The following is an 18,574-nucleotide window of genomic DNA, read 5'->3' on the forward strand; positions in this document are numbered from 1 at the left end:
TTGCAGCAATCTTTTCCAAAAAAGAATGACTACAATCACTTTTTTATAGGTTGTTTTTATCAATTTGCCTACGTTCTACCTTTCCTTTTTATCGATAAATAAGCTAAACCACTTAACACACCGCCAATCGCACCAATCAAATGTGCCTCCGTTAACACGGGGCTACCGATTAACTGAGCTGTGCCTGCTTGTCCAAAGGTATTTTCCCAAAGTAACTTTGCAGCAATCAAGACCAAAACCAATATGGCAAACTTACGTTCTTTCGGATACTGCAAATACACCAAACTCACCGCAGTATATAAACCATGCAGAACACCAGACAATCCAGCATAAGCATCAATATAAGGCAAATAAAAATAAAAAATGAGGCTGATAAATGGCGGTAGGATCAATAACAATGCGCATAAATGTCGATTAAGTACATGAGGGAAAATGAACGGCAAACATGCGAATGCCAACATATTCAATAAAAAATGCATCCATCCAACATGCACCCAATGCGCCGTCCATAAACGCCAGAACTCTGTGAGTAAACTCGGTTTCCAATAAATAAAATGATCAGCAAAGACTTGTAAGCTCGCTGATATTGAAATACATACAGCGATCAAAATGACTTTCCGTATCCATATTTGATCTTTCATTTATCTACACCTCTTCAAAAACAGACCTTTTACGATGCACAAATCATAAATAATTTGTTCACTGAGAACTGTAAAAGGTCGTTTAATTCAAGTTACTCAACAGGTTTTCTGCTGGAACAGATCGTTATTCATCACCATCGAATAATGCATCTAATTCTGATGAACTTTGTTTTTCTTCATCCCAGAATGAAGATAAGCCCTCATCACTTGCTCGTACACCCGTATTCTCAGTCCAATAACGGTCTGCAATACCACGCACCATCAAGCCAGCCATTTGGTCAACTAGTCTAAATTGAGGATTTGCTGGTTTATCTTCACCTGAGGCAGCAGCATAAGAACGTAACGCATCACGCATTTTCGCATCATCACCGCTTGCTTGAGCGGCAACAGCATATAATGCATGCGCTAAACGAACACCTTTTTTCTCACCAATTTGCATTGACTCTTTCATGGTTGCATAAGGTTCAGGTTTTCCATCGCCAGCACCAGGTAATAAGGTCCAAATCACTGCACGGGTCGCCATTGGCGCACCCCAATATTTTTCATTATCCAAACAGGCCATGCCACGCTCAACAATCCCTGCGATATCTTTAGGTACATTGACTGAGCCACCAGAATTAATATCATTGGTCATTGCTTGTAAGCCATTCACCATCCCTAGCAAGTACACCGTTTGATCTAGATCATTACGCATAGTTGGGCAGGAATCACCTAATTTATATTTATATTTCGTTTCCCAGCGGTTTGCGAAAAGCTGATAACTGGTATATTGACGTTGAGCAGCAATCGCTGCCCAACGTTTTTGTTCAATACGCGCATCTTGTGCTTCAGTAATTTGTCCTGCTTTTGCCGCTCGCAAATAACGTAGTTCTGCTTCCAATGCTTGATTTTCAGCACAAACACCAGATGCTGTATACAACAATACCGCCATCCGCGTTGGATCAGCCCCCATCTCTTTGGTCGACATCACAGCCGGCGTTAAAGCATTCCCTGAGTTACACACCATTTCAGCATCATCCATTGCTAAAATTGGCGGTACAATATGTCTTTCACCAAAACCTAGAGCAACATTTGCCCCAGTTTTAATCACATACGAACACCCTGTTAACATTGATGTTGTTAAAAACGCAACCGCCACGCCCTGTCCAACTTTATGCAGTCTAGACATACTTCCTGTCCTCTAATTAATTTATTTTCCTTTTAATCGTACCTTATCAGATGCCATACTCGAGTTAAAGAGTAATTGCTCTAATTTTGACATAGATATCTTGACACACTTCACAGAACAATGAATTGACAGATATTTGGGAATACAGGAATTTCAGGCAAAAAAAAGTAGCATTGCGACGGTTCAGCACATGCTACTTATTAACTGGTAAAATCGTGAAACTTTTTACATTTTAGTTTTGTTGAAAATAATCCTTAAGTAACGTTCCAGCTCTTCCTACAACAATCGCCATAACGATTGCAATTACTAGAAACATCCACATTGAAATCTCCATAGAGACCTCCTACACTTTGTGTGTCTACTTTTGATAGACACTAGATTGGCGCTCATCATCAATGTTCATGGGAGTATGATATATTGATGACACTTTCAATCTCTTTCTCTTGTTCACTCCAATCTTAGATTGATGTGACTCAAGAAGTTCCCTGAGTAAAGTTCCTGCTCTTCCTACTACAATTGCAAAAATGACTGCAATCACCAGAAACGACCATGTTGGAATTTCCATCATTTTGGACCTCCACCATACTTTACGTTGGTGTTTGTACTTTAACCAAAACGCATCCAACTTGATCGCCATATTGTCGGACAATCATAATTTTCAGGATATTTTAGAGTATTTAATCTAACAATTTAGAACACACAAGTGATAAAACCATATAAGATATTGAATAGTATTATTTTATTTAAAACACACAACCATAGAGTTGTCTAACAATCAAGCAAGTTTTGCCAGTATTTTCAGGTTTTTCCACTGTGAAACTGACAATTGATCCCACCAAATGATACATGGATGATGCAAAGGATCATAAAAATAGATCACGATATAGCATTGGTGATCAATAATCTGTCGGATTTTTCTATGTTGAATCGAGTGAGGCAAATGACGGAAACAAAAAGACCATTCTTGACCGTCTAAATATTCAAAGCGTTGTATTTGAGGTTTTTTTTGAAATACAAACCAAGCAACCACCATGATAACAATGCTGAGCAACCATAACGGTATAGAGAGCAATCGATATAATAAACATATAATGATAATAAAAATAAAGAGTTGCAAAACAATAGCAAAGCGACTGTATTGCAACTCAAAAACACGGTTAGCCATGTACATATTGTTTTAATTTCAAAATAAAGTCCTTCAACTCCGTACGAGGTGGCTCACCTACCTCCATAAACCAATCTAGCAAATCAGGATCTTCTTGATCGACCAACTCTGCAAATAATGCTTTTTCCGCGACATCTGCACTGAGATAGTAATTTTTAACATAAGGGTCAAAATACACGTCGATTTCTTTTAATCCCCGACGTGCACGATAGATTACCTTACGTTCTTCCAGTGTCATTTCTTCAGACATGCTTTGTTCCACTACGCAACAATTTCCCCATAGTGTACTCGATCGTCCCATAAAGTTCGCAGAGATTTTTCTCAAGTGACCAAATACATCAATCAAATTGAGCATTGATCACATTGTTCAATATTTTCGATTTCTTGTATCGTGATCAGGATGATTTTTAAATCCAATAGACTAGGGAAAAAATAACAAATGCAATCAGGTGCTATTCGTCCAATTCCAAATATGTTACCGCGTAAACTATTTACTTCCGATCACGAAGCATTTCGCGAAACCGTCCGTAAGTTTTATGAAAAAGAAGTTGTTCCAAATATTGAAAAATATGAGCAACAACAACACGTCGATCGTGATTTGTGGAATAAAGCAGGTGAACTTGGCTTACTCTGCACCACCATGCCTGAAGAATATGGTGGCTCAGGTGTAGATCGACTGTACAGCATGATTCTGATTGAAGAGCAAGCTTATGCAATGGACTCAAGCACAGGGTTCTCTTTGCATTCAGATATCGTTGCCAACTATATCAATAACTTTGGCAATGACGCGCAAAAACAACAATGGCTACCGAAAATGGCAACAGGGGAAGCCGTTACAGCGATTGCGATGACAGAACCAGGAACAGGTTCAGATTTACAAGCCGTTCGCACCACAGCCGTGCTTGATGGCGATGAATATGTGATTAATGGCTCTAAAATTTTTATTACCAACGGCTATCTTTGTGACATGGCTATTGTCGTCTGTAAAACAGGCAACAATGAAAAAGGTTCAGCCAACTTATCTCTGATTATTGTTGAAGCAGACCGTGCAGGTTTTAGCAAAGGTAAACCTTTGAATAAAATCGGCATGAAAGGTCAAGATACCTGTGAATTGTTCTTTGATGATGTGCGTGTACCCAAAGAAAATCTTCTTGGCATGGAAGGTATGGGCTTCATGATGCTGATGAAAGAGCTTGCGTGGGAACGTATGCTGGTTGCGATCATTTGCCAAGCAGGTGCTGAAGCTGCCTTTGCTCATACAGTGCAATACACCAAAGACCGTAAAGCATTTGGCAAAGCGATTAGTACGTTTCAAAACACTCGTTTTAAACTGGCAGAGTTACGAACTGAAATTGATTTCTGTCGTACCTACCTAGATCGTTGCATGGAATTACAGCTAGAAGAAAACTTAGGAGTGGATGCAGCAGCAGCAGCTAAATACAAAATCTCTGACATGTTCTCAAAAGTTGTAGATGAATGCTTACAATTACATGGCGGTTATGGCTATATGCTGGAATATCCAATTGCACGTGCTTATATCGACAACCGTGCCAACCGTATCTATGCGGGTACCAATGAAATCATGAAAGAACTTATTTCACGTACCTTGTAATCCGAATCGACGCCAAAAAAGGAATAGTGCATCAGCACTATTCCTTTTTCATTTACTTTGGCTCAACCTTATCAGAATGCTGACTAGATGTAGGATTCATCCGTGCCATTAATTGTTTTACCGTCGGATTTTCAATATGCTGCTGCATGGTCGTGTTCAAAGCAGTTCGTGCATGTTGTGTGGTAAAATGTGCAACCTCACTCCCCACCTCACTTGCTTTTTTTGCCCAAACTTTTCCTTCAGTAGATTGATAAAAAGTTAATGCCGCTTGTAATTCTTTTTGACTAAACGTTTCGACATAGCGCTGAACAATAAATTGCTTTCTTTGCTCACTATTTAAGTTTTTAACTAAATCCACATAAAAGCTTTCTGGTATATCTTTCGGCAAACGCAGACGGATTTGCTCTAAAATCATCTTGTCGGTACTTTGTAGGCCTTGCTCCGTTCCATCTATAGACACTAACTTTTGCGCAATCACTTCTTTTTGTTTGACATCACTTGCAAAAGAAAAAGTACTCAATAATAAAGTCCCCAAAATTAGTATTTGCTTCATCACACTTTCCTTGCTGATCAATTTTTTTAATGTGCTCAATATACTCGATATTTAAATTATTTAAAGAATATCCATTCAACATTTAAACAAAAAGCCCTATGCATTTGCATAGGGCTTTTTTACTTCAATTAAACCATTATGACACTAATTTTGGTTTACGATCTGCTTGCTCGTCACGTTTACTAAATTGTAAAACGCCATCATTAAATTTCGCATTTTTCAATTCTTTACGGTCAGCAAGGTAGTTGTTGGTTACTTTCCAAGGGGCACGACGACCTTGTTTAGGCATTACATCAGCAGCACGGGCGATATAACCTGATGACAAACTCCCCATTACAGTATCTTCCATCAAATCAGCTTGGTTACCCAAGGCAATGACTTCATCAAAGCCATTCTGGTCCATGTGATTGAGCAAGCGACAAATGTAGTCAGCAGCAACATCTACTTTTAAAGTCCAAGATGCATTGATATAACCAATGATCATCGCCATATTCGGAACATCACTGACCATCACACCTTGATACAGCATATGATGAGAGGTATTCATTGGCTTACCATCTATCGAACCTTTCACACCACCTAGAATCTGAATTTCTAAACCTGTTGCAGAAATGACAATATCAGCTTCCAAGTGCTTACCAGACTTCAATAATACGCCATTCGTAGTGAACTTCTCAATTTGATCCGTTTCAACACTGGCTTGACCTTCACGCAGTGCTTTGAACAAATCACCATCAGGTACAACACATAAACGTTGATCCCAAGGATTGTAGCTAGGTGTAAAGTGTTTCATATCTACTTTACCCTTAAGCTGTAATTCAATACCTTTCAACAATAAACGACGTACTGTTTTCGGATGTTTAAGTGCAAGTGCATAAATTGCACGTTGCATCCCGATATTACGTGCGCGCGTAAATTTATATGCAGTTTCTTCTGACATAAATTTACGGGTCTTTTCATAAATAAAGTCAATCGAAGGAATGCTTGCAATATAAGATGGTGAGCGCTGTAACATCGTAACATGCCCTGCTCCACCTTTCACCATTGAAGGAACGAGAGTAATAGCTGTTGCACCACTACCGATGATAACAACCTTCTTACCTTTATAATCTAAATTTTCTGGCCAATGCTGTGGATGGATCAATTGACCTTTAAAATCTTCTTGATGAGGAAATGTTGGTGCATAACCTTGATCATAATTGTAGTAGCCAGTACAACCCATTACAAAATTTGCTGACCAAGTTTGTTTTTTCTTGTTGCTGTCTTCTATTTCAACCAACCATTTTTTCTTAGCAGAATCATAGTTTGCAGAAAGGACACGATGACCAAAATGAATTTTTTCTTTTAACTTAAATTCGTTAATAACTTCAGCGAGGTAACCCTTGATTTCTGGACCACTTGCCAAAACTTTTTCTTTCGCCCATGGCTTAAAATTAAAACCAAAAGTTGACATATCAGAGTCAGAGCGAATCCCTGGATAACGGAATAAATCCCAAGTTCCACCAAAACTTTCACGACGCTCTAAGATTTCAAAACTACGTTGTGGACAGTTTTTAGAGATATGCACAGCAGAACCAATCCCAGAGATTCCTGCACCAATAATTAGAACATCAACTTGCTTTTCCATTTTTTTTATACCTAGTAGAAACCATGAGTTTATTAAAGCACAAATTTGACAATACACAATGTCAAGTTTAGTCATTCATCGGTTTTTTTATATCAGTTCGGGACAATTTGCAGAAAAATTGGAGCTCATACACCTCGAATTTTCCGACTGGGTGTCTGTTTTAGCCAATCAAGAGTTAGCTTAGCTATACACCACTCCTATCTAGATGCTTTAGCTAGTTAGTTTGAACTTAGATGAAAAGAAAAGTGTAATACTGATCAAATCAAAAACGCCATACAATATAAAGCGCTTAAAAGGCATTCTAGCGCATTGAACTCTAGAACTTTTTACAACAAGTTTTTTTGATGCTTCATGTAACACATCAAAGATTTCGTATAAACTGTATTACATTAATTTTAGATAATTTAAACTACCGTTTAGAGTTCAATGACTACATATAACCATTTGAAAATACAGAATTTATCTATTTTTCTACTTTTGAGCATATTATTTTCAGGGTGTATAAATCAAGCTCCCATAAAGTCTTTTACGACACCGGTATTAATCATAAATAAAAGCAGAAATAATATTTCAATGCTTTCATCTGTTCATTCTTCATTATATGTAGATAAAAATGGCTGTATTCGATTAGGGAATGATTCAGGTCCTTTAATCATTTGGCATCATGATAGTAAATTAGAAAACTCTTTTGATGGAAAAATTACTATCATTGAGGGTTTTACAGGTAAGTCTATATTTATTGGTGACCAAATAACCTTGAGTGGTGGTTTACACGATCTAGAACCAACAAATGTTACGCCTATAATTCCAAAGACTTGTTCTAATCATGGATATTGGATTTCTGGACCATTGAAAAAGTAAAATGCTCTTCATTTAAGGTTTATCTATACAAAACCTATTTCATAAATATTAAAAAATAGTTATTACATTAATTTTTTATTGAAAAGGGCTGAGATATTTCAATTTTTAAAATACACAATAAAAAAGGTTGGCTTTCGCCAACCTTTTTTGAACAACTGTTCTACACGTAGAAGTATTATTTTACTTCACGGTCAACGAGTTCAACGTAAGCCATCGGTGCAGCATCACCTGCACGGAAGCCCGCTTTAAGAACACGAAGATAACCGCCGTTACGTTCTTTGTAACGAGGGCCAAGAATGGTAAATAATTTACCAACAGTTGCTGCAGAGCGAGTACGAGCAAACGCTAAACGACGGTTTGCTACTGTATCGTTTTTAGCCAAAGTGATTAAAGGCTCAGCAACGCGGCGAAGTTCTTTCGCCTTAGGCAAAGTTGTTTTAATTAACTCGTGCTCAACTAAAGCATTTGTTAAATTTTGGAACAACGCCTTACGGTGGCTGCTTGTACGGCCTAATTTCACACCACTATTACGATGACGCATGGTGATAGTCCTACTTAATTAACGGCTACGATAGGCAAAACGGTCATCCATACGGAGACTAGCTGGTGGCCAGTTCTCTAAACGCATGCCGAGTTGTAAACCTTTCGATGCCAAAACATCTTTGATCTCAGTTAACGATTTTTTACCTAAGTTTGGAGTTTTTAACAACTCAACTTCAGTACGTTGAACAAGATCACCAATGTAGTAAATATTTTCTGCCTTCAAACAGTTAGCAGAACGAACAGTTAGCTCGAGATCATCTACTGGACGAAGCAAGATTGGGTCAACTTCTTCGCGAGGTTCTTGAGCCACAGGTGTTTGATCTTTCTGAAGATCAACAAAAATTGCAATTTGTTGTTGCAAGATTGTCGCCGCTTTGCGGATTGCTTCTTCTGGATCAACAGTACCATTAGTTTCAAGATCGATCACTAGCTTATCAAGATCAGTACGTTGTTCTACACGAGCATTTTCAACTGTGTAAGACACGCGCTTAATCGGGCTATAAGAAGCATCTAACTGTAAACGACCTACAGGACGTGTTTCGCCTTCAGGGAAACGAGAGTCAGATGTTTCATAACCACGACCTTGAGAAACTTTAAGGCGCATTTTTAATGAACCAGAAGAACTCAAAGTACCAATTAAATGATCAGGGTTAACCACTTCAACATTATGAGGTAAACGAAGGTCAGCTGCTGTTACGTCACCTGCACCTTGTTTCTCTAATGTCAAATATGCTTCGTTTTGATCGAACAGCTTAATAGACAATCCTTTTAGGTTCAGCAAGAGCTCGACGATGTCCTGCTGCAAGCCTTCTAAAGTACTGTACTCGTGCTCGACGCCTTCTATTTCTACCTCTACCACAGCAGCGCCAGGCAGAGAAGACAATAGAATGCGACGTAAAGCATTACCTAGAGTATGACCAAAGCCACGCTCTAAAGGTTCCAGAATCACTTTTGCCGAGGTCCCGCTCACCGCTTCGACCTTGATCGCTTGCGGAGTTAGAAACTCGTTTGCAGTACGCGTCATTTATTGCTACCTCAAGGATTATTTAGAATACAATTCTACAATCAAGCTTTCGTTGATTTCAGCAGGTAAATCAGAACGATCTGGTGCAGCTTTGAACGTACCTTCCAACTTAGAATGATCAATTTCCATCCAAGCAGGTGTACCACGTTGAGCAGCTAATTCAATTGCATTTTTGATACGCAATTGTTGTTTAGCACCTTCATGTACCGCAATTACATCACCAGCTTTTACTTGAATAGACGCAATGTTTACACGACGACCATTTAAAGTAATAGAACGGTGACTGACTAACTGACGAGCTTCTGAACGTGTAGAACCAAAACCCATGCGATAAACAACGTTATCAAGACGGCTTTCGAGCAATTTCAACAAGTTTTCACCTGTTGCGCCTTTCACACGAGCAGCTTCTTTATAGTAATTACTAAATTGACGTTCTAACACACCGTACATACGACGTACTTTTTGTTTTTCACGTAATTGTAGTGAATACTCAGATTGCTTACCACCACGAGCCGCACCATGTTGACCAGGTGCTTTATTGTGCTTTTTGGTTTTAACATCAAACGGTTTAACGCCTGATTTAAGTTGCAGGTCTGTCCCTTCGCGGCGAGAGAGTTTGCATTTTGGACCAATATAACGAGCCATGAATGTTTCTCCTTACACGCGACGTTTTTTAGGTGGACGGCAACCGTTGTGAGGAATTGGCGTCACATCGGTAATGCTGTTAATTTTATAACCCACTGCGCCTAATGCACGAACCGCAGACTCACGACCTGGACCAGGACCTTTTACAAGGACGTCTAGGTTTTTCAAACCGTAATCCAAAGCTGCTTTACCAGCAACTTCAGCAGCTACCTGAGCAGCAAACGGAGTTGATTTACGTGAACCACGGAAGCCTTGTCCACCAGAGGTAGCCCAAGCCAATGCATTACCTTGACGATCGGTAATCGTTACAATGGTGTTATTAAAAGAAGCGTGAATGTGTGCAACACCTTCAGAGACGGTACGAGTGACCTTCTTGCGTGTGCGAGTATCTTTAGCCATCTTTTAGCTTCCAGAAATCTTACTTTTTAATCGGTTTGCGCGGACCTTTACGGGTACGTGCGTTAGTTTTGGTGCGTTGACCACGGACAGGCAAGCTGCGACGATGACGAAGACCACGGTAGCAGCCTAAATCCATTAAACGTTTAATGTTCATGGAAATTTCGCGACGTAAATCACCTTCGGTTGGAACCTTAGCAACTTCTGCACGAATCGCATCAAGCTGTGCATCGTCCAACTCACGGATTTTTGTAGTTCCAGCAATACCAACAGCAGCTAAGATATTCTTAGCTGTATGGCGGCCGACACCAAAAATATACGTGAGGGAGATAACAGCATGCTTGTTATCCGGAATGTTTACACCGGCAATACGAGCCATTCACTTTTCTCCAAAAAGGCAGCAGAGATAATCAACCGCCCCACAAAAATCTTGAGGGGCGGATAATAACCTAATTAGCCTACTGAAATCAACAGGTCTTAATTAAATTAACCTTGACGCTGCTTATGACGAGGTTCTGCGCTACAAATTACGCGAATAACCCCATTACGACGGATAACTTTACAGCTACCACAAATTTTCTTTACAGAAGCTTGTACTTTCATGATGAAACCTCTAAGTGCGCTTATCCCTTCGGATGAGCAGTCGTTTTTCTCATTAACGTTTGATTGTCATATTGATGCGAAGTAAGGTGTGCTTGAAGTTGTGCCATGAAATCCATGACTACGACAACAACAATCAACAATGATGTCCCACCCAAATGGAATGGAATACCAAACGAACTTTGCAGAACCATTGGCATTAAACACACCACGGTAATGTAAATTGCACCAATAAACGTCAAACGGTTAAGAATATGATCTAAATAACGAGCCGTTTGCTCACCTGGACGGATACCAGGCACATATGCTCCGCTACGTTTTAGATTCTCTGAAACTTCTTTCGGACTAAAAACGAGTGCCGTATAGAAATAACAGAAGAAAATAATTAACCCGCCAAAGAGCATCAAATACAACGGCTGTCCAGGCGATAACACCAATGCCAAGTCTTGCAGACTACGTTTTACAATCCCTGCATTTGGATCAGCACTCCCTAACCATTGCCCCAAACTCGCTGGAAATAATAACAGTGAGCTTGCGAAAATCGCTGGAATAACACCCGCCATATTAATTTTTAATGGCAAATGCGTTTGCTGTGCAGCAAATACCCGACGACCTTGCTGTTTTTGAGCATAGTTCACTGGAATACGACGTTGTGCTTTTTCAATAAACACAATCGCAGCGAGAACTGCTAACGATAATAAACCGAAGACAGCTAATCCGATTAAACTACCTTGACCATTCTGAACAGACGAGAACGACTGAATTACAAGATTTGGCAAACCAGCCACAATACCTGCAAAAATGATCATTGAGATACCATTACCAACACCACGTTCGGTAATCTGTTCTCCCAACCACATCAAAAACATTGTTCCTGCAACAAGCGAAGTCACTGCTGGAACATAGAATGCCAAGCCTGATGTCAAAGTAATACCCTGACTAATCAAACCAGCACACATCCCTATACCCTGCACGAGTGCAAGAAATAAGGTGCCGTAACGCGTGTATTGATTGATTTTACGTTTGCCTTGCTCGCCTTCTTTTTTCAAAGCTTCTAACGAAGGAACCACCGTAGACATCAACTGCACAATAATCGATGCAGAAATGTACGGCATAATCCCTAACGCTAAAATTGACATGCGCTCCAATGCGCCACCAGAGAACATATTAAATAAGCCTAAGAAGGTACCTTCATTAGCCTTAAAAAAGCTCGCTAGTGCCACACTGTCAATGCCTGGCAACGGAATATGCGCTCCTAGTCGAAAGACCAACAACGCGCCAATCAAGAACATTAATCGACGAATAATTTCACGGTATTTCACATGAAACGGTTGGCCTTTCATCATGTTAACATGACCTGAAGAACTAGGAGTCATAGACACTCGAGATTACTCCTCGACCTTACCGCCAGCTGCTTCAACAGCAGCTTTAGCGCCTTTAGTCAACGTAACACCTTGTACAGTGAACGCGCGAGTGATTTCACCTGAAAGCACGATGCGAGCACGAATTTGGTCACGACGAACTACATTCGCAGCTTTTAAAGTTTCAAGGCTAACTACATCACCTTCCACTTTATTCAACTCAGACAAACGTACTTCAGCAGTTTTCAAAGCAATTTGGCTAGTGAAGCCGAATTTTGGCAAACGACGATAAAGTGCTGTTTGACCACCTTCAAAGCCTGGACGAGTACCACCGCTTTTACGTGATTTTTGACCTTTGACACCACGGCCACCAGTCTTACCAACGCCTGAACCAATACCACGGCCTAAACGACGGTTGTCACGCTTAGCACCTTCTGCTGGTGCAAGTTCATTTAAACGCAGAGTCATGGCTTATTCCTCTACACTAACCATATAGTAAACTTTGTTGACCATACCACGGTTAGAAGGCGTATCTTGCACTTCTACAGTATGACCAATACGACGCAGACCTAAACCCTGTAGGCAAAGTTTATGATTTTTTAAACGATGCGAAGAAGATTTAGTCTGGGTAACTTTAATCGTTTTCATGATTGATTACCCTTGAATTTCTTCTACTGATTTACCACGTTTCGCAGCGACTTTCTCAGGAGAAGTCATATCACGCAAACCTTTGAAAGTCGCGTTTACTACGTTAGCAGCATTAGTAGAACCGTAACATTTAGCAAGTACGTTATGTACACCAGCAGCTTCAAGAACAGCACGCATCGCGCCACCAGCAATTACGCCAGTACCTTCAGAAGCAGGCTGCATGTATACACGGCTTGCACCATGACGAGCATTCACAGGGTGCTGTAAAGTAGTCCCCGCAAGGTCTACAGTAATCATGTTGCGACGAGCAGCTTCAAGTGCTTTAGAGATAGCAGCTGGAACTTCACGTGCTTTACCACGACCAAAACCTACGCGCCCATTACCATCACCCACAACAGTTAATGCTGTGAAAGAGAAGATACGACCACCCTTAACAACTTTGGCTACACGATCAACGGCAACCAGCTTTTCAACGAGACCTTCGTTTTGTTCAACTTTCGCCATGATTAGAACTCCAAGCCGCCTTCACGAGCAGCATCAGCCAAGGCTTTGATACGACCATGATATTTAAAACCAGAACGGTCAAATGCAACTTTAGTAACGCCAGCTGCTTTAGCACGTTCTGCGATTAAAGCACCAACCTTAGTTGCTGCATCGATATTACCAGTCGCACCACTACGCAAAGATGCATCCAAAGTTGAAGCTTGCGCTAAAACTTTTCCACCATCTGCTGAAATAACTTGAGCATAGATGTGACGCGGAGTGCGGTTTACACACAAACGAGTCGCACCCAATGCACGAATGTGCAAGCGTGTGCTTTTCGCACGACGCAAACGGGTTTGTTTCTTTTCGTTCATAAGAACCTCGCGCCTTATTTCTTCTTAGCTTCTTTACGAAGAATAACTTCATCCGAATAACGAACACCTTTACCTTTATATGGTTCAGGAGAACGGTATGCACGGATTTCCGCCGCCACTTGACCTAACAACTGCTTGTTTGCTGATTTCAATACGATTTCAGTTGCAGTTGGAGTTTCCGCTGTTACACCTTCAGGTAAAGCGTAGTCAATCGGGTGTGAGTAACCAAGGTTAAGGTTTACAACAGTACCTTTAACCGCAGCTTTATAACCAACACCAACAAGCTGTAACTTACGTTCGAAGCCTTCACTAACACCTTTTACAAGGTTGTTCAATACAGCGCGAGCAGTACCAGCTTGCATCCAAGCGTCTTTCGACTCTTTAGCCGGAGCAAGTTGAAGATTACCTTCTTCCTGTTTTAGCTCGACCAGCGCATGCAGGTTGAAAGACAATGTACCTTTGCTGCCTTTCACTTCGACCTGCCGGCCGTTCTGAGTAACTGTTACACCATTCGGCACAGTTACTGGGGCTTTAGCCACACGAGACATGAGGAATCACCTATTAAGAAACAAAAGCAATAACTTCACCACCAACGCCTGCAGCACGTGCAGCGCGATCAGTCATGATGCCTTTGCTTGTAGAAACAATTGCAATACCCAAACCTTGCTTAACGCTCGGTAGTTTATCTTTACCACGGTATTGGCGTAGGCCTGGACGGCTTACACGTTTAACCGTTTCGATAACTGGTTTGCCTTCGAAATATTTTAACGTAATTGTCAAAGTAGATTTAATCTCTTCTTGAGCAACTTCTACATTTGAAATATAACCTTCTTGTTGAAGTACGTTTGCAATAGCAACCTTCAACTTAGAAGAAGGCATAGAAACAGTTTGTTTCTTTGCCATTTGTGCGTTACGAACACGGGTTAGCATGTCGGCAACGGTATCTTGCATACTCATTTAGTCGCTCCTTACCAGCTTGCCTTAACAACGCCCGGTACATCACCTTGCATTACTGTTTCACGTAATTTGTTACGGCCTAAACCGAACTTACGGAAGTAACCATGAGGACGACCAGTTAAACCACAGCGGTTACGAAGACGCACTGGAGATGCATTACGTGGCAATGCCTGTAACTTTAACATCGCATTGAAACGTTCTTCCTCACTTGCATTTACATTTGCAATCGTTGCTTTTAATTCAGCACGTTTTGCAGCGTATTTAGCAACTGTCTGTTCGCGTTTCAATTCGCGATTAATCATACCTTTCTTAGCCATATCGACCTCTTATTTGAACGGGAAGCCGAATGCACGCATAAGCGCACGGCCTTCGTCATCGCTACGAGCAGTGGTCGTAATCGTGATGTCTAAACCACGGATACGATCAATTTTGTCAAAATCGATTTCAGGGAAAACGATTTGCTCTTTTAAACCCATAGAGTAGTTACCACGACCATCAAATGATTTCGCTGAGAAACCACGGAAGTCACGGATACGAGGGATTGCGATAGAGATCAAACGATCCAAGAATTCGTACATTTGGTCGCCACGTAAAGTAACTTTACAACCAATTGGCCAACCATCACGGATTTTGAAACCAGCAATCGATTTACGAGCAAGCGTCACAACTGGTTTTTGACCAGCAATGAGTTGCATATCAGCAACAGCACCATCTAATAATTTCTTATCAGTTGCAGCTGCGCCTACACCCATGTTAAGGGTGATTTTTGTGATGCGAGGAATTTCCATCACATTCTTAATGCCAAGTTCTTCTAGTAACTTTGCTTTAAGTTCGTCATTGTAACGTGCTTTAAGTCTGGCCATTGCCTTTTCAACCTATTACTTCGCTGTCGCCACTGATTCACCATTTGATTTGAATACACGAGTTTTCGCGCCATCAATCACTTGGTAACCAACACGGTCAGCCTTTTGGGTTGTAGCATTAAAAACTGCCACGTTTGAAATATGAAGCGAAGCTTCCTGAGTAACAATACCGCCTTCGGCGCCAGTTACACGGTTTGGCTTCTGATGCTTCTTCACTAAGTTAAGGCCTTCAACCTTAACTCGATCTTCAGAAACAGACAAAACGATACCTTGTTTGCCTTTCTCTTTACCTGCGATCACAATTACTTGATCGCCTTTTTTAATCTTAGCCATGATTGCCTCTTATAGAACTTCAGGAGCCAATGAAATGATTTTCATGAACTGTTCAGTACGAAGTTCACGAGTCACCGGTCCGAAGATACGAGTAGCAATCGGAGCTTTATTGTTGTTCAAAATAACAGCAGCGTTATCATCAAAACGGATCACAGATCCATCTGGACGACGAATGCCGAACTTTGTACGAACAACTACAGCATTCATTACGTCACCTTTTTTAACACGTGCGCGTGGAATTGCTTCTTTTACAGTAACTTTAATAATGTCGCCAACAGAAGCATAACGACGATGTGAACCACCTAGTACTTTGATACATTGTACGCGGCGTGCACCACTGTTGTCTGCTACGTCGAGCATACTTTCGGTTTGAATCATTGCCCTACTCCAAAACCGAGCATCACCGGTCACAATTTCGAAAGGCTCAAAGAGTACTCGAAATCGCCCGATGATGCAACAAGAACGTCTAATTACTCAGCAGCTGCTTCAACGACTTCCACTAAAGCCCAAGCTTTAGTTTTAGAAATTGGGCGGCTTTCTTTAATGGTCACTAGGTCGCCAGTTTTAGCAACGTTGTTCTCATCATGAGCGTGTAATTTAGTTGAACGGCGGATTGATTTGCCATACAACGGGTGTTGAACGCGGCGTTCAATAAGCACAACAATAGACTTGTCCATTTTGTCGCTTACGACTTTGCCGGTTAACGTGCGGACTGTTTTTTCATTCATTGTCCGTTCCCCTGTTTTTCGGTAAGGAGTGTCTTGATACGAGCAATAGTTTTACGAGCAATTTGCACTTCGTGCGATTTACCCAATTGACCAGTTGCTTTCGCCATACGAAGACGGAATTGGTTAAGCTGTTGCTCATCAAGCAAAGCTTTCAACTCTTCTACCGATTTTTCACGTAGATCTTTAGTTTTCATTACATTACCGTCCGAGTCACGATAGTGGTTTTAAACGGAAGTTTAGCTGCAGCCAAAGCAAATGCTTCGCGCGCTAACTCTTCGCTAACACCTTCAATTTCGTACAGGATCTTACCTGGTTGAATCTGACAAACCCAGTATTCCACACTACCCTTACCTTTACCCATACGAACTTCTAATGGTTTTTCAGTAATTGGTTTGTCCGGGAATACACGGATGAAGATTTTACCACCACGTTTAATACGACGGCTAATGGTACGACGCGCAGCTTCAATTTGACGCGCAGTCATACGACCACGTTCAGTTGCTTTAATTGCGATCGAACCAAATGATACTGTACTACCACGATGCGCTAGACCAGTATTACGGCCTTTGTGCACTTTACGGAATTTGGTACGTTTAGGTTGCAACATGGATTATTCTCCCTTGTCAGCAGCACGGTCACCGCGACGACCACGACGCTCTTGACCTTCACCACGACCACGACCACGTTTAGCTGGACGATCTTCAGCAGGAGCAGGGTTCATGACTTGTTTCATGCCACCTAAGATCTCGCCACGGAAAATCCAAACTTTAACACCAATCGTACCGTAAGTTGTTTCAGCACGTACAGTTGCGTAGTCGATGTCTGCACGAAGTGTATGCAAAGGTACACGACCTTCACGATACCATTCAGTACGAGCAATCTCTGCACCACCTAAACGACCAGAAACTTCAACTTTGATACCTTTAGCGCCAGCACGCATTGTGTTTTGTACCGCACGCTTCATAGCACGACGGAACATCACACGCTTCTCTAATTGTGAAGCAATTGCTTCAGCAACTAAACGCGCGTCCAAGTCTGGGCGATCAATTTCATTGATGCTTACTTGAGCTGGAACACCCATAATAGTGGTGAGTTCGCGCTGTAATTTCTCGATATCTTCGCCTTTTTTACCGATTACGATACCTGGACGAGCAGTGCTAATAGTTACTTTAGCAGCGCCAGTAGGACGTTCGATAAGAATATTACTAATCATCGCATTCTTAAGTTTTTTATTTAAAAACTCACGAACTTGAAGATCTTTAAGTAAATATTCAGCGTATTGTTTCGGACTCGCATACCAGTTAGCGTTATGGCGTTTCACAACACCCAGGCGGATACCGATTGGATGAACCTTCTGACCCATATCAAACCCCTACCTTAACGGTGATGTGACAAGTACGCTTAGTAATACGATCTGCACGGCCTTTAGCACGTGGCATGATACGCTTAAGGCTTACACCTTCATCAACGTAAATCGTAGTTACTTTAAGGTCATCAACATCTAAGCTGTTATTGTGTTCAGCATTCGCGATCGCAGATTCAAGTGCTTTTTTAACAAGCACAGCCGCTTTCTTGTTGCTGAAATTTAGAATATCTAGCGCGCGCGCGATCGATTTACCACGGATCAAATCAGCAACTAAACGTGCTTTCTGTGCCGAGATAGCGGCACCGCGTAATTTTGCAGTTACTTCCATCATAGCACCTATTAACGTTTAGACTTCTTATCAACACCGTGACCACGATAGGTACGAGTTGGCGCGAATTCACCGAGTTTATGACCAACCATATGCTCAGAAATAATTACTGGAACATGGTTACGACCATTGTGAACAGAAATTGTTAAACCAACAAAGTCTGGTAGGATCATTGAACGACGTGACCAAGTTTTGATCGGCTTACGGTTGTTAGCAGCAATAGCAGCTTCAACTTTAGCGAACAAATGTGCGTCGACGAATGGACCTTTTTTTAATGAACGAGGCATTATTCAGATTC

General features: G+C 41.2%; 31 protein-coding genes and 1 pseudogene. 2 read left to right on the forward strand and 30 right to left on the reverse strand.

Going from position 1 to position 18,574, the window contains the following annotated elements:
• Positions 1–68: 68 nt before the first annotated feature.
• From rrtA to F903_RS00395, 5 genes are all read right to left on the reverse strand, one after another.
• Complete coding sequence (gene rrtA, locus F903_RS00375; RefSeq protein ID WP_005193673.1) at positions 69–641, reverse strand: rhombosortase; 573 nt, start codon at positions 639–641, stop codon at positions 69–71.
• Positions 642–765: 124 nt separating this feature from the next.
• A complete protein-coding gene (locus tag F903_RS00380; RefSeq protein WP_005193674.1) occupies positions 766–1,809 on the reverse strand; it encodes a hypothetical protein in 1,044 nt (347 codons plus the stop codon).
• Positions 1,810–2,167: 358 nt separating this feature from the next.
• Positions 2,168–2,374 (reverse strand): hypothetical protein, encoded by a 207-nt coding sequence (locus F903_RS00385; protein ID WP_171063509.1) that lies wholly within the window; start codon positions 2,372–2,374, stop codon positions 2,168–2,170.
• 210 nt (positions 2,375–2,584) lie between these two features.
• Positions 2,585–2,980: a hypothetical protein gene (locus tag F903_RS00390; protein WP_034594612.1), complete on the reverse strand. Its 396-nt coding sequence runs from the start codon at positions 2,978–2,980 to the stop codon at positions 2,585–2,587.
• Complete coding sequence (locus F903_RS00395) at positions 2,967–3,224, reverse strand: FAD assembly factor SdhE (RefSeq protein ID WP_005193677.1); 258 nt, start codon at positions 3,222–3,224, stop codon at positions 2,967–2,969. The genes F903_RS00390 and F903_RS00395 overlap by 14 nt, the downstream gene beginning before the upstream one ends.
• A gap of 189 nt (positions 3,225–3,413) precedes the next feature.
• On the opposite strand from F903_RS00395, the gene F903_RS00400 reads away from it, so the two are divergent.
• Complete coding sequence (locus tag F903_RS00400) at positions 3,414–4,586, forward strand: acyl-CoA dehydrogenase family protein (RefSeq protein ID WP_004672975.1); 1,173 nt, start codon at positions 3,414–3,416, stop codon at positions 4,584–4,586.
• Between the two features lie 52 nt (positions 4,587–4,638).
• On the opposite strand, the gene F903_RS00405 is transcribed toward F903_RS00400, so the two are convergent.
• Together F903_RS00405 and F903_RS00410 are read right to left on the reverse strand one after the other, a co-directional pair.
• Positions 4,639–5,139 carry a DUF2059 domain-containing protein gene (locus F903_RS00405; RefSeq protein ID WP_005193679.1) on the reverse strand — a complete coding sequence of 167 codons (501 nt, stop codon included), beginning with the start codon at positions 5,137–5,139 and terminating at the stop codon, positions 4,639–4,641.
• Positions 5,140–5,275: 136 nt separating this feature from the next.
• Positions 5,276–6,766 carry a flavin-containing monooxygenase gene (locus F903_RS00410; protein ID WP_005193681.1) on the reverse strand — a complete coding sequence of 497 codons (1,491 nt, stop codon included), beginning with the start codon at positions 6,764–6,766 and terminating at the stop codon, positions 5,276–5,278.
• Positions 6,767–7,192: 426 nt separating this feature from the next.
• On the opposite strand from F903_RS00410, the gene F903_RS00415 reads away from it, so the two are divergent.
• A complete protein-coding gene (locus F903_RS00415; protein WP_228128673.1) occupies positions 7,193–7,627 on the forward strand; it encodes a hypothetical protein in 435 nt (144 codons plus the stop codon).
• A gap of 175 nt (positions 7,628–7,802) precedes the next feature.
• Here the strand turns inward: F903_RS00415 and rplQ are convergent, their stop codons facing one another.
• The 23 genes and pseudogenes from rplQ to rpsS form a co-directional block, all read right to left on the reverse strand.
• Positions 7,803–8,168: a 50S ribosomal protein L17 gene (rplQ, locus tag F903_RS00420; RefSeq protein WP_004672979.1), complete on the reverse strand. Its 366-nt coding sequence runs from the start codon at positions 8,166–8,168 to the stop codon at positions 7,803–7,805.
• A gap of 18 nt (positions 8,169–8,186) precedes the next feature.
• Positions 8,187–9,194, reverse strand: a complete 1,008-nt coding sequence (locus F903_RS00425) for a DNA-directed RNA polymerase subunit alpha (protein WP_004672981.1) — start codon at positions 9,192–9,194, stop codon at positions 8,187–8,189.
• Positions 9,195–9,212: 18 nt separating this feature from the next.
• Positions 9,213–9,839 carry a 30S ribosomal protein S4 gene (gene rpsD / locus F903_RS00430; RefSeq protein WP_004672983.1) on the reverse strand — a complete coding sequence of 209 codons (627 nt, stop codon included), beginning with the start codon at positions 9,837–9,839 and terminating at the stop codon, positions 9,213–9,215.
• 12 nt (positions 9,840–9,851) lie between these two features.
• A complete protein-coding gene (gene rpsK, locus F903_RS00435) occupies positions 9,852–10,238 on the reverse strand; it encodes a 30S ribosomal protein S11 (protein WP_001040166.1) in 387 nt (128 codons plus the stop codon).
• Positions 10,239–10,257: 19 nt separating this feature from the next.
• Positions 10,258–10,614: a 30S ribosomal protein S13 gene (gene rpsM / locus F903_RS00440; protein WP_004672984.1), complete on the reverse strand. Its 357-nt coding sequence runs from the start codon at positions 10,612–10,614 to the stop codon at positions 10,258–10,260.
• Positions 10,615–10,721: 107 nt separating this feature from the next.
• Positions 10,722–10,838: a 50S ribosomal protein L36 gene (gene rpmJ, locus F903_RS00445; RefSeq protein WP_000867907.1), complete on the reverse strand. Its 117-nt coding sequence runs from the start codon at positions 10,836–10,838 to the stop codon at positions 10,722–10,724.
• 20 nt (positions 10,839–10,858) lie between these two features.
• A complete protein-coding gene (gene secY, locus F903_RS00450; RefSeq protein WP_171065189.1) occupies positions 10,859–12,178 on the reverse strand; it encodes a preprotein translocase subunit SecY in 1,320 nt (439 codons plus the stop codon).
• 45 nt (positions 12,179–12,223) lie between these two features.
• Positions 12,224–12,664 (reverse strand): 50S ribosomal protein L15, encoded by a 441-nt coding sequence (gene rplO, locus F903_RS00455; protein ID WP_004672986.1) that lies wholly within the window; start codon positions 12,662–12,664, stop codon positions 12,224–12,226.
• A 3-nt stretch (positions 12,665–12,667) separates the two neighbouring features.
• On the reverse strand, positions 12,668–12,844 hold the full coding sequence (gene rpmD / locus F903_RS00460; protein ID WP_003653652.1) for a 50S ribosomal protein L30: 177 nt from the start codon (positions 12,842–12,844) through the stop codon (positions 12,668–12,670).
• A 6-nt stretch (positions 12,845–12,850) separates the two neighbouring features.
• The gene (gene rpsE, locus F903_RS00465; protein WP_001141025.1) at positions 12,851–13,348 is read right to left on the reverse strand and encodes a 30S ribosomal protein S5; all 498 of its coding nucleotides are present in this window, start codon (positions 13,346–13,348) and stop codon (positions 12,851–12,853) included.
• Positions 13,349–13,350: 2 nt separating this feature from the next.
• Entirely contained in the window at positions 13,351–13,701 is a 351-nt protein-coding gene (gene rplR / locus F903_RS00470) for a 50S ribosomal protein L18 (protein WP_004660364.1), read from the reverse strand.
• Positions 13,702–13,715: 14 nt separating this feature from the next.
• Positions 13,716–14,249: a 50S ribosomal protein L6 gene (gene rplF / locus F903_RS00475; protein WP_004672987.1), complete on the reverse strand. Its 534-nt coding sequence runs from the start codon at positions 14,247–14,249 to the stop codon at positions 13,716–13,718.
• A gap of 13 nt (positions 14,250–14,262) precedes the next feature.
• Positions 14,263–14,658: a 30S ribosomal protein S8 gene (gene rpsH, locus F903_RS00480; RefSeq protein ID WP_004672989.1), complete on the reverse strand. Its 396-nt coding sequence runs from the start codon at positions 14,656–14,658 to the stop codon at positions 14,263–14,265.
• 11 nt (positions 14,659–14,669) lie between these two features.
• Positions 14,670–14,975 (reverse strand): 30S ribosomal protein S14, encoded by a 306-nt coding sequence (gene rpsN, locus F903_RS00485; RefSeq protein WP_004672990.1) that lies wholly within the window; start codon positions 14,973–14,975, stop codon positions 14,670–14,672.
• A 9-nt stretch (positions 14,976–14,984) separates the two neighbouring features.
• A complete protein-coding gene (gene rplE / locus F903_RS00490) occupies positions 14,985–15,521 on the reverse strand; it encodes a 50S ribosomal protein L5 (RefSeq protein ID WP_004672992.1) in 537 nt (178 codons plus the stop codon).
• Positions 15,522–15,536: 15 nt separating this feature from the next.
• Positions 15,537–15,854 carry a 50S ribosomal protein L24 gene (rplX, locus tag F903_RS00495; protein WP_004672994.1) on the reverse strand — a complete coding sequence of 106 codons (318 nt, stop codon included), beginning with the start codon at positions 15,852–15,854 and terminating at the stop codon, positions 15,537–15,539.
• A gap of 9 nt (positions 15,855–15,863) precedes the next feature.
• Positions 15,864–16,232 carry a 50S ribosomal protein L14 gene (gene rplN / locus F903_RS00500; protein WP_004657680.1) on the reverse strand — a complete coding sequence of 123 codons (369 nt, stop codon included), beginning with the start codon at positions 16,230–16,232 and terminating at the stop codon, positions 15,864–15,866.
• Between the two features lie 92 nt (positions 16,233–16,324).
• Entirely contained in the window at positions 16,325–16,582 is a 258-nt protein-coding gene (gene rpsQ, locus F903_RS00505) for a 30S ribosomal protein S17 (protein ID WP_004672995.1), read from the reverse strand.
• The gene (rpmC, locus tag F903_RS00510) at positions 16,579–16,776 is read right to left on the reverse strand and encodes a 50S ribosomal protein L29 (protein WP_000849927.1); all 198 of its coding nucleotides are present in this window, start codon (positions 16,774–16,776) and stop codon (positions 16,579–16,581) included. The genes rpsQ and rpmC overlap by 4 nt, the downstream gene beginning before the upstream one ends.
• Positions 16,776–17,189 (reverse strand): 50S ribosomal protein L16, encoded by a 414-nt coding sequence (gene rplP, locus F903_RS00515; RefSeq protein WP_004672996.1) that lies wholly within the window; start codon positions 17,187–17,189, stop codon positions 16,776–16,778. Before rplP ends, rpmC begins: the two co-directional genes overlap by 1 nt.
• Positions 17,129–17,945, reverse strand: a pseudogene (gene rpsC, locus F903_RS00520) (30S ribosomal protein S3). Before rpsC ends, rplP begins: the two are co-directional and overlap by 61 nt.
• A gap of 1 nt (position 17,946) precedes the next feature.
• Complete coding sequence (gene rplV / locus F903_RS00525) at positions 17,947–18,276, reverse strand: 50S ribosomal protein L22 (protein ID WP_004672999.1); 330 nt, start codon at positions 18,274–18,276, stop codon at positions 17,947–17,949.
• An 11-nt stretch (positions 18,277–18,287) separates the two neighbouring features.
• Positions 18,288–18,563 (reverse strand): 30S ribosomal protein S19, encoded by a 276-nt coding sequence (gene rpsS / locus F903_RS00530; protein WP_004673001.1) that lies wholly within the window; start codon positions 18,561–18,563, stop codon positions 18,288–18,290.
• Positions 18,564–18,574 lie beyond the last annotated feature (11 nt).

This window comes from Acinetobacter sp. NIPH 298, assembly GCF_000369505.1.
In the GTDB taxonomy this organism is placed as follows: domain Bacteria; phylum Pseudomonadota; class Gammaproteobacteria; order Pseudomonadales; family Moraxellaceae; genus Acinetobacter.

What these genes read in the sequence shown, in the direction of transcription:
- rpmJ (WP_000867907.1), bottom strand. Translation starts at nt 10,838, where the DNA reads ATGAAAGTACAAGCTTCTGTAAAGAAAATTTGTGGTAGCTGTAAAGTT.
- F903_RS00380 (WP_005193674.1), bottom strand. Translation starts at nt 1,809, where the DNA reads ATGTCTAGACTGCATAAAGTTGGACAGGGCGTGGCGGTTGCGTTTTTA.
- F903_RS00395 (WP_005193677.1), bottom strand. Translation starts at nt 3,224, where the DNA reads ATGTCTGAAGAAATGACACTGGAAGAACGTAAGGTAATCTATCGTGCA.
- rpmC (WP_000849927.1), bottom strand. Translation starts at nt 16,776, where the DNA reads ATGAAAACTAAAGATCTACGTGAAAAATCGGTAGAAGAGTTGAAAGCT.
- rplX (WP_004672994.1), bottom strand. Translation starts at nt 15,854, where the DNA reads ATGGCTAAGATTAAAAAAGGCGATCAAGTAATTGTGATCGCAGGTAAA.
- rplR (WP_004660364.1), bottom strand. Translation starts at nt 13,701, where the DNA reads ATGAACGAAAAGAAACAAACCCGTTTGCGTCGTGCGAAAAGCACACGC.
- F903_RS00425 (WP_004672981.1), bottom strand. Translation starts at nt 9,194, where the DNA reads ATGACGCGTACTGCAAACGAGTTTCTAACTCCGCAAGCGATCAAGGTC.
- rplV (WP_004672999.1), bottom strand. Translation starts at nt 18,276, where the DNA reads ATGGAAGTAACTGCAAAATTACGCGGTGCCGCTATCTCGGCACAGAAA.
- F903_RS00405 (WP_005193679.1), bottom strand. Translation starts at nt 5,139, where the DNA reads ATGAAGCAAATACTAATTTTGGGGACTTTATTATTGAGTACTTTTTCT.
- rpsQ (WP_004672995.1), bottom strand. Translation starts at nt 16,582, where the DNA reads ATGAATGAAAAAACAGTCCGCACGTTAACCGGCAAAGTCGTAAGCGAC.
- rpsH (WP_004672989.1), bottom strand. Translation starts at nt 14,658, where the DNA reads ATGAGTATGCAAGATACCGTTGCCGACATGCTAACCCGTGTTCGTAAC.
- F903_RS00390 (WP_034594612.1), bottom strand. Translation starts at nt 2,980, where the DNA reads ATGTACATGGCTAACCGTGTTTTTGAGTTGCAATACAGTCGCTTTGCT.
- rrtA (WP_005193673.1), bottom strand. Translation starts at nt 641, where the DNA reads ATGAAAGATCAAATATGGATACGGAAAGTCATTTTGATCGCTGTATGT.
- rpsK (WP_001040166.1), bottom strand. Translation starts at nt 10,238, where the DNA reads ATGGCTAAAGATACTCGCACACGCAAGAAGGTCACTCGTACCGTCTCT.
- rplO (WP_004672986.1), bottom strand. Translation starts at nt 12,664, where the DNA reads ATGACTCTGCGTTTAAATGAACTTGCACCAGCAGAAGGTGCTAAGCGT.
- F903_RS00385 (WP_171063509.1), bottom strand. Translation starts at nt 2,374, where the DNA reads ATGGAAATTCCAACATGGTCGTTTCTGGTGATTGCAGTCATTTTTGCA.
- F903_RS00415 (WP_228128673.1), top strand. Translation starts at nt 7,193, where the DNA reads ATGACTACATATAACCATTTGAAAATACAGAATTTATCTATTTTTCTA.
- rpsS (WP_004673001.1), bottom strand. Translation starts at nt 18,563, where the DNA reads ATGCCTCGTTCATTAAAAAAAGGTCCATTCGTCGACGCACATTTGTTC.
- rplQ (WP_004672979.1), bottom strand. Translation starts at nt 8,168, where the DNA reads ATGCGTCATCGTAATAGTGGTGTGAAATTAGGCCGTACAAGCAGCCAC.
- F903_RS00410 (WP_005193681.1), bottom strand. Translation starts at nt 6,766, where the DNA reads ATGGAAAAGCAAGTTGATGTTCTAATTATTGGTGCAGGAATCTCTGGG.
- rplP (WP_004672996.1), bottom strand. Translation starts at nt 17,189, where the DNA reads ATGTTGCAACCTAAACGTACCAAATTCCGTAAAGTGCACAAAGGCCGT.
- rplE (WP_004672992.1), bottom strand. Translation starts at nt 15,521, where the DNA reads ATGGCCAGACTTAAAGCACGTTACAATGACGAACTTAAAGCAAAGTTA.
- rpsE (WP_001141025.1), bottom strand. Translation starts at nt 13,348, where the DNA reads ATGGCGAAAGTTGAACAAAACGAAGGTCTCGTTGAAAAGCTGGTTGCC.
- rplF (WP_004672987.1), bottom strand. Translation starts at nt 14,249, where the DNA reads ATGTCTCGTGTGGCTAAAGCCCCAGTAACTGTGCCGAATGGTGTAACA.
- rplN (WP_004657680.1), bottom strand. Translation starts at nt 16,232, where the DNA reads ATGATTCAAACCGAAAGTATGCTCGACGTAGCAGACAACAGTGGTGCA.
- rpmD (WP_003653652.1), bottom strand. Translation starts at nt 12,844, where the DNA reads ATGAAAACGATTAAAGTTACCCAGACTAAATCTTCTTCGCATCGTTTA.
- rpsN (WP_004672990.1), bottom strand. Translation starts at nt 14,975, where the DNA reads ATGGCTAAGAAAGGTATGATTAATCGCGAATTGAAACGCGAACAGACA.
- rpsD (WP_004672983.1), bottom strand. Translation starts at nt 9,839, where the DNA reads ATGGCTCGTTATATTGGTCCAAAATGCAAACTCTCTCGCCGCGAAGGG.
- rpsM (WP_004672984.1), bottom strand. Translation starts at nt 10,614, where the DNA reads ATGGCTCGTATTGCCGGTGTAAACATTCCGGATAACAAGCATGCTGTT.
- secY (WP_171065189.1), bottom strand. Translation starts at nt 12,178, where the DNA reads ATGAAAGGCCAACCGTTTCATGTGAAATACCGTGAAATTATTCGTCGA.
- F903_RS00400 (WP_004672975.1), top strand. Translation starts at nt 3,414, where the DNA reads ATGCAATCAGGTGCTATTCGTCCAATTCCAAATATGTTACCGCGTAAA.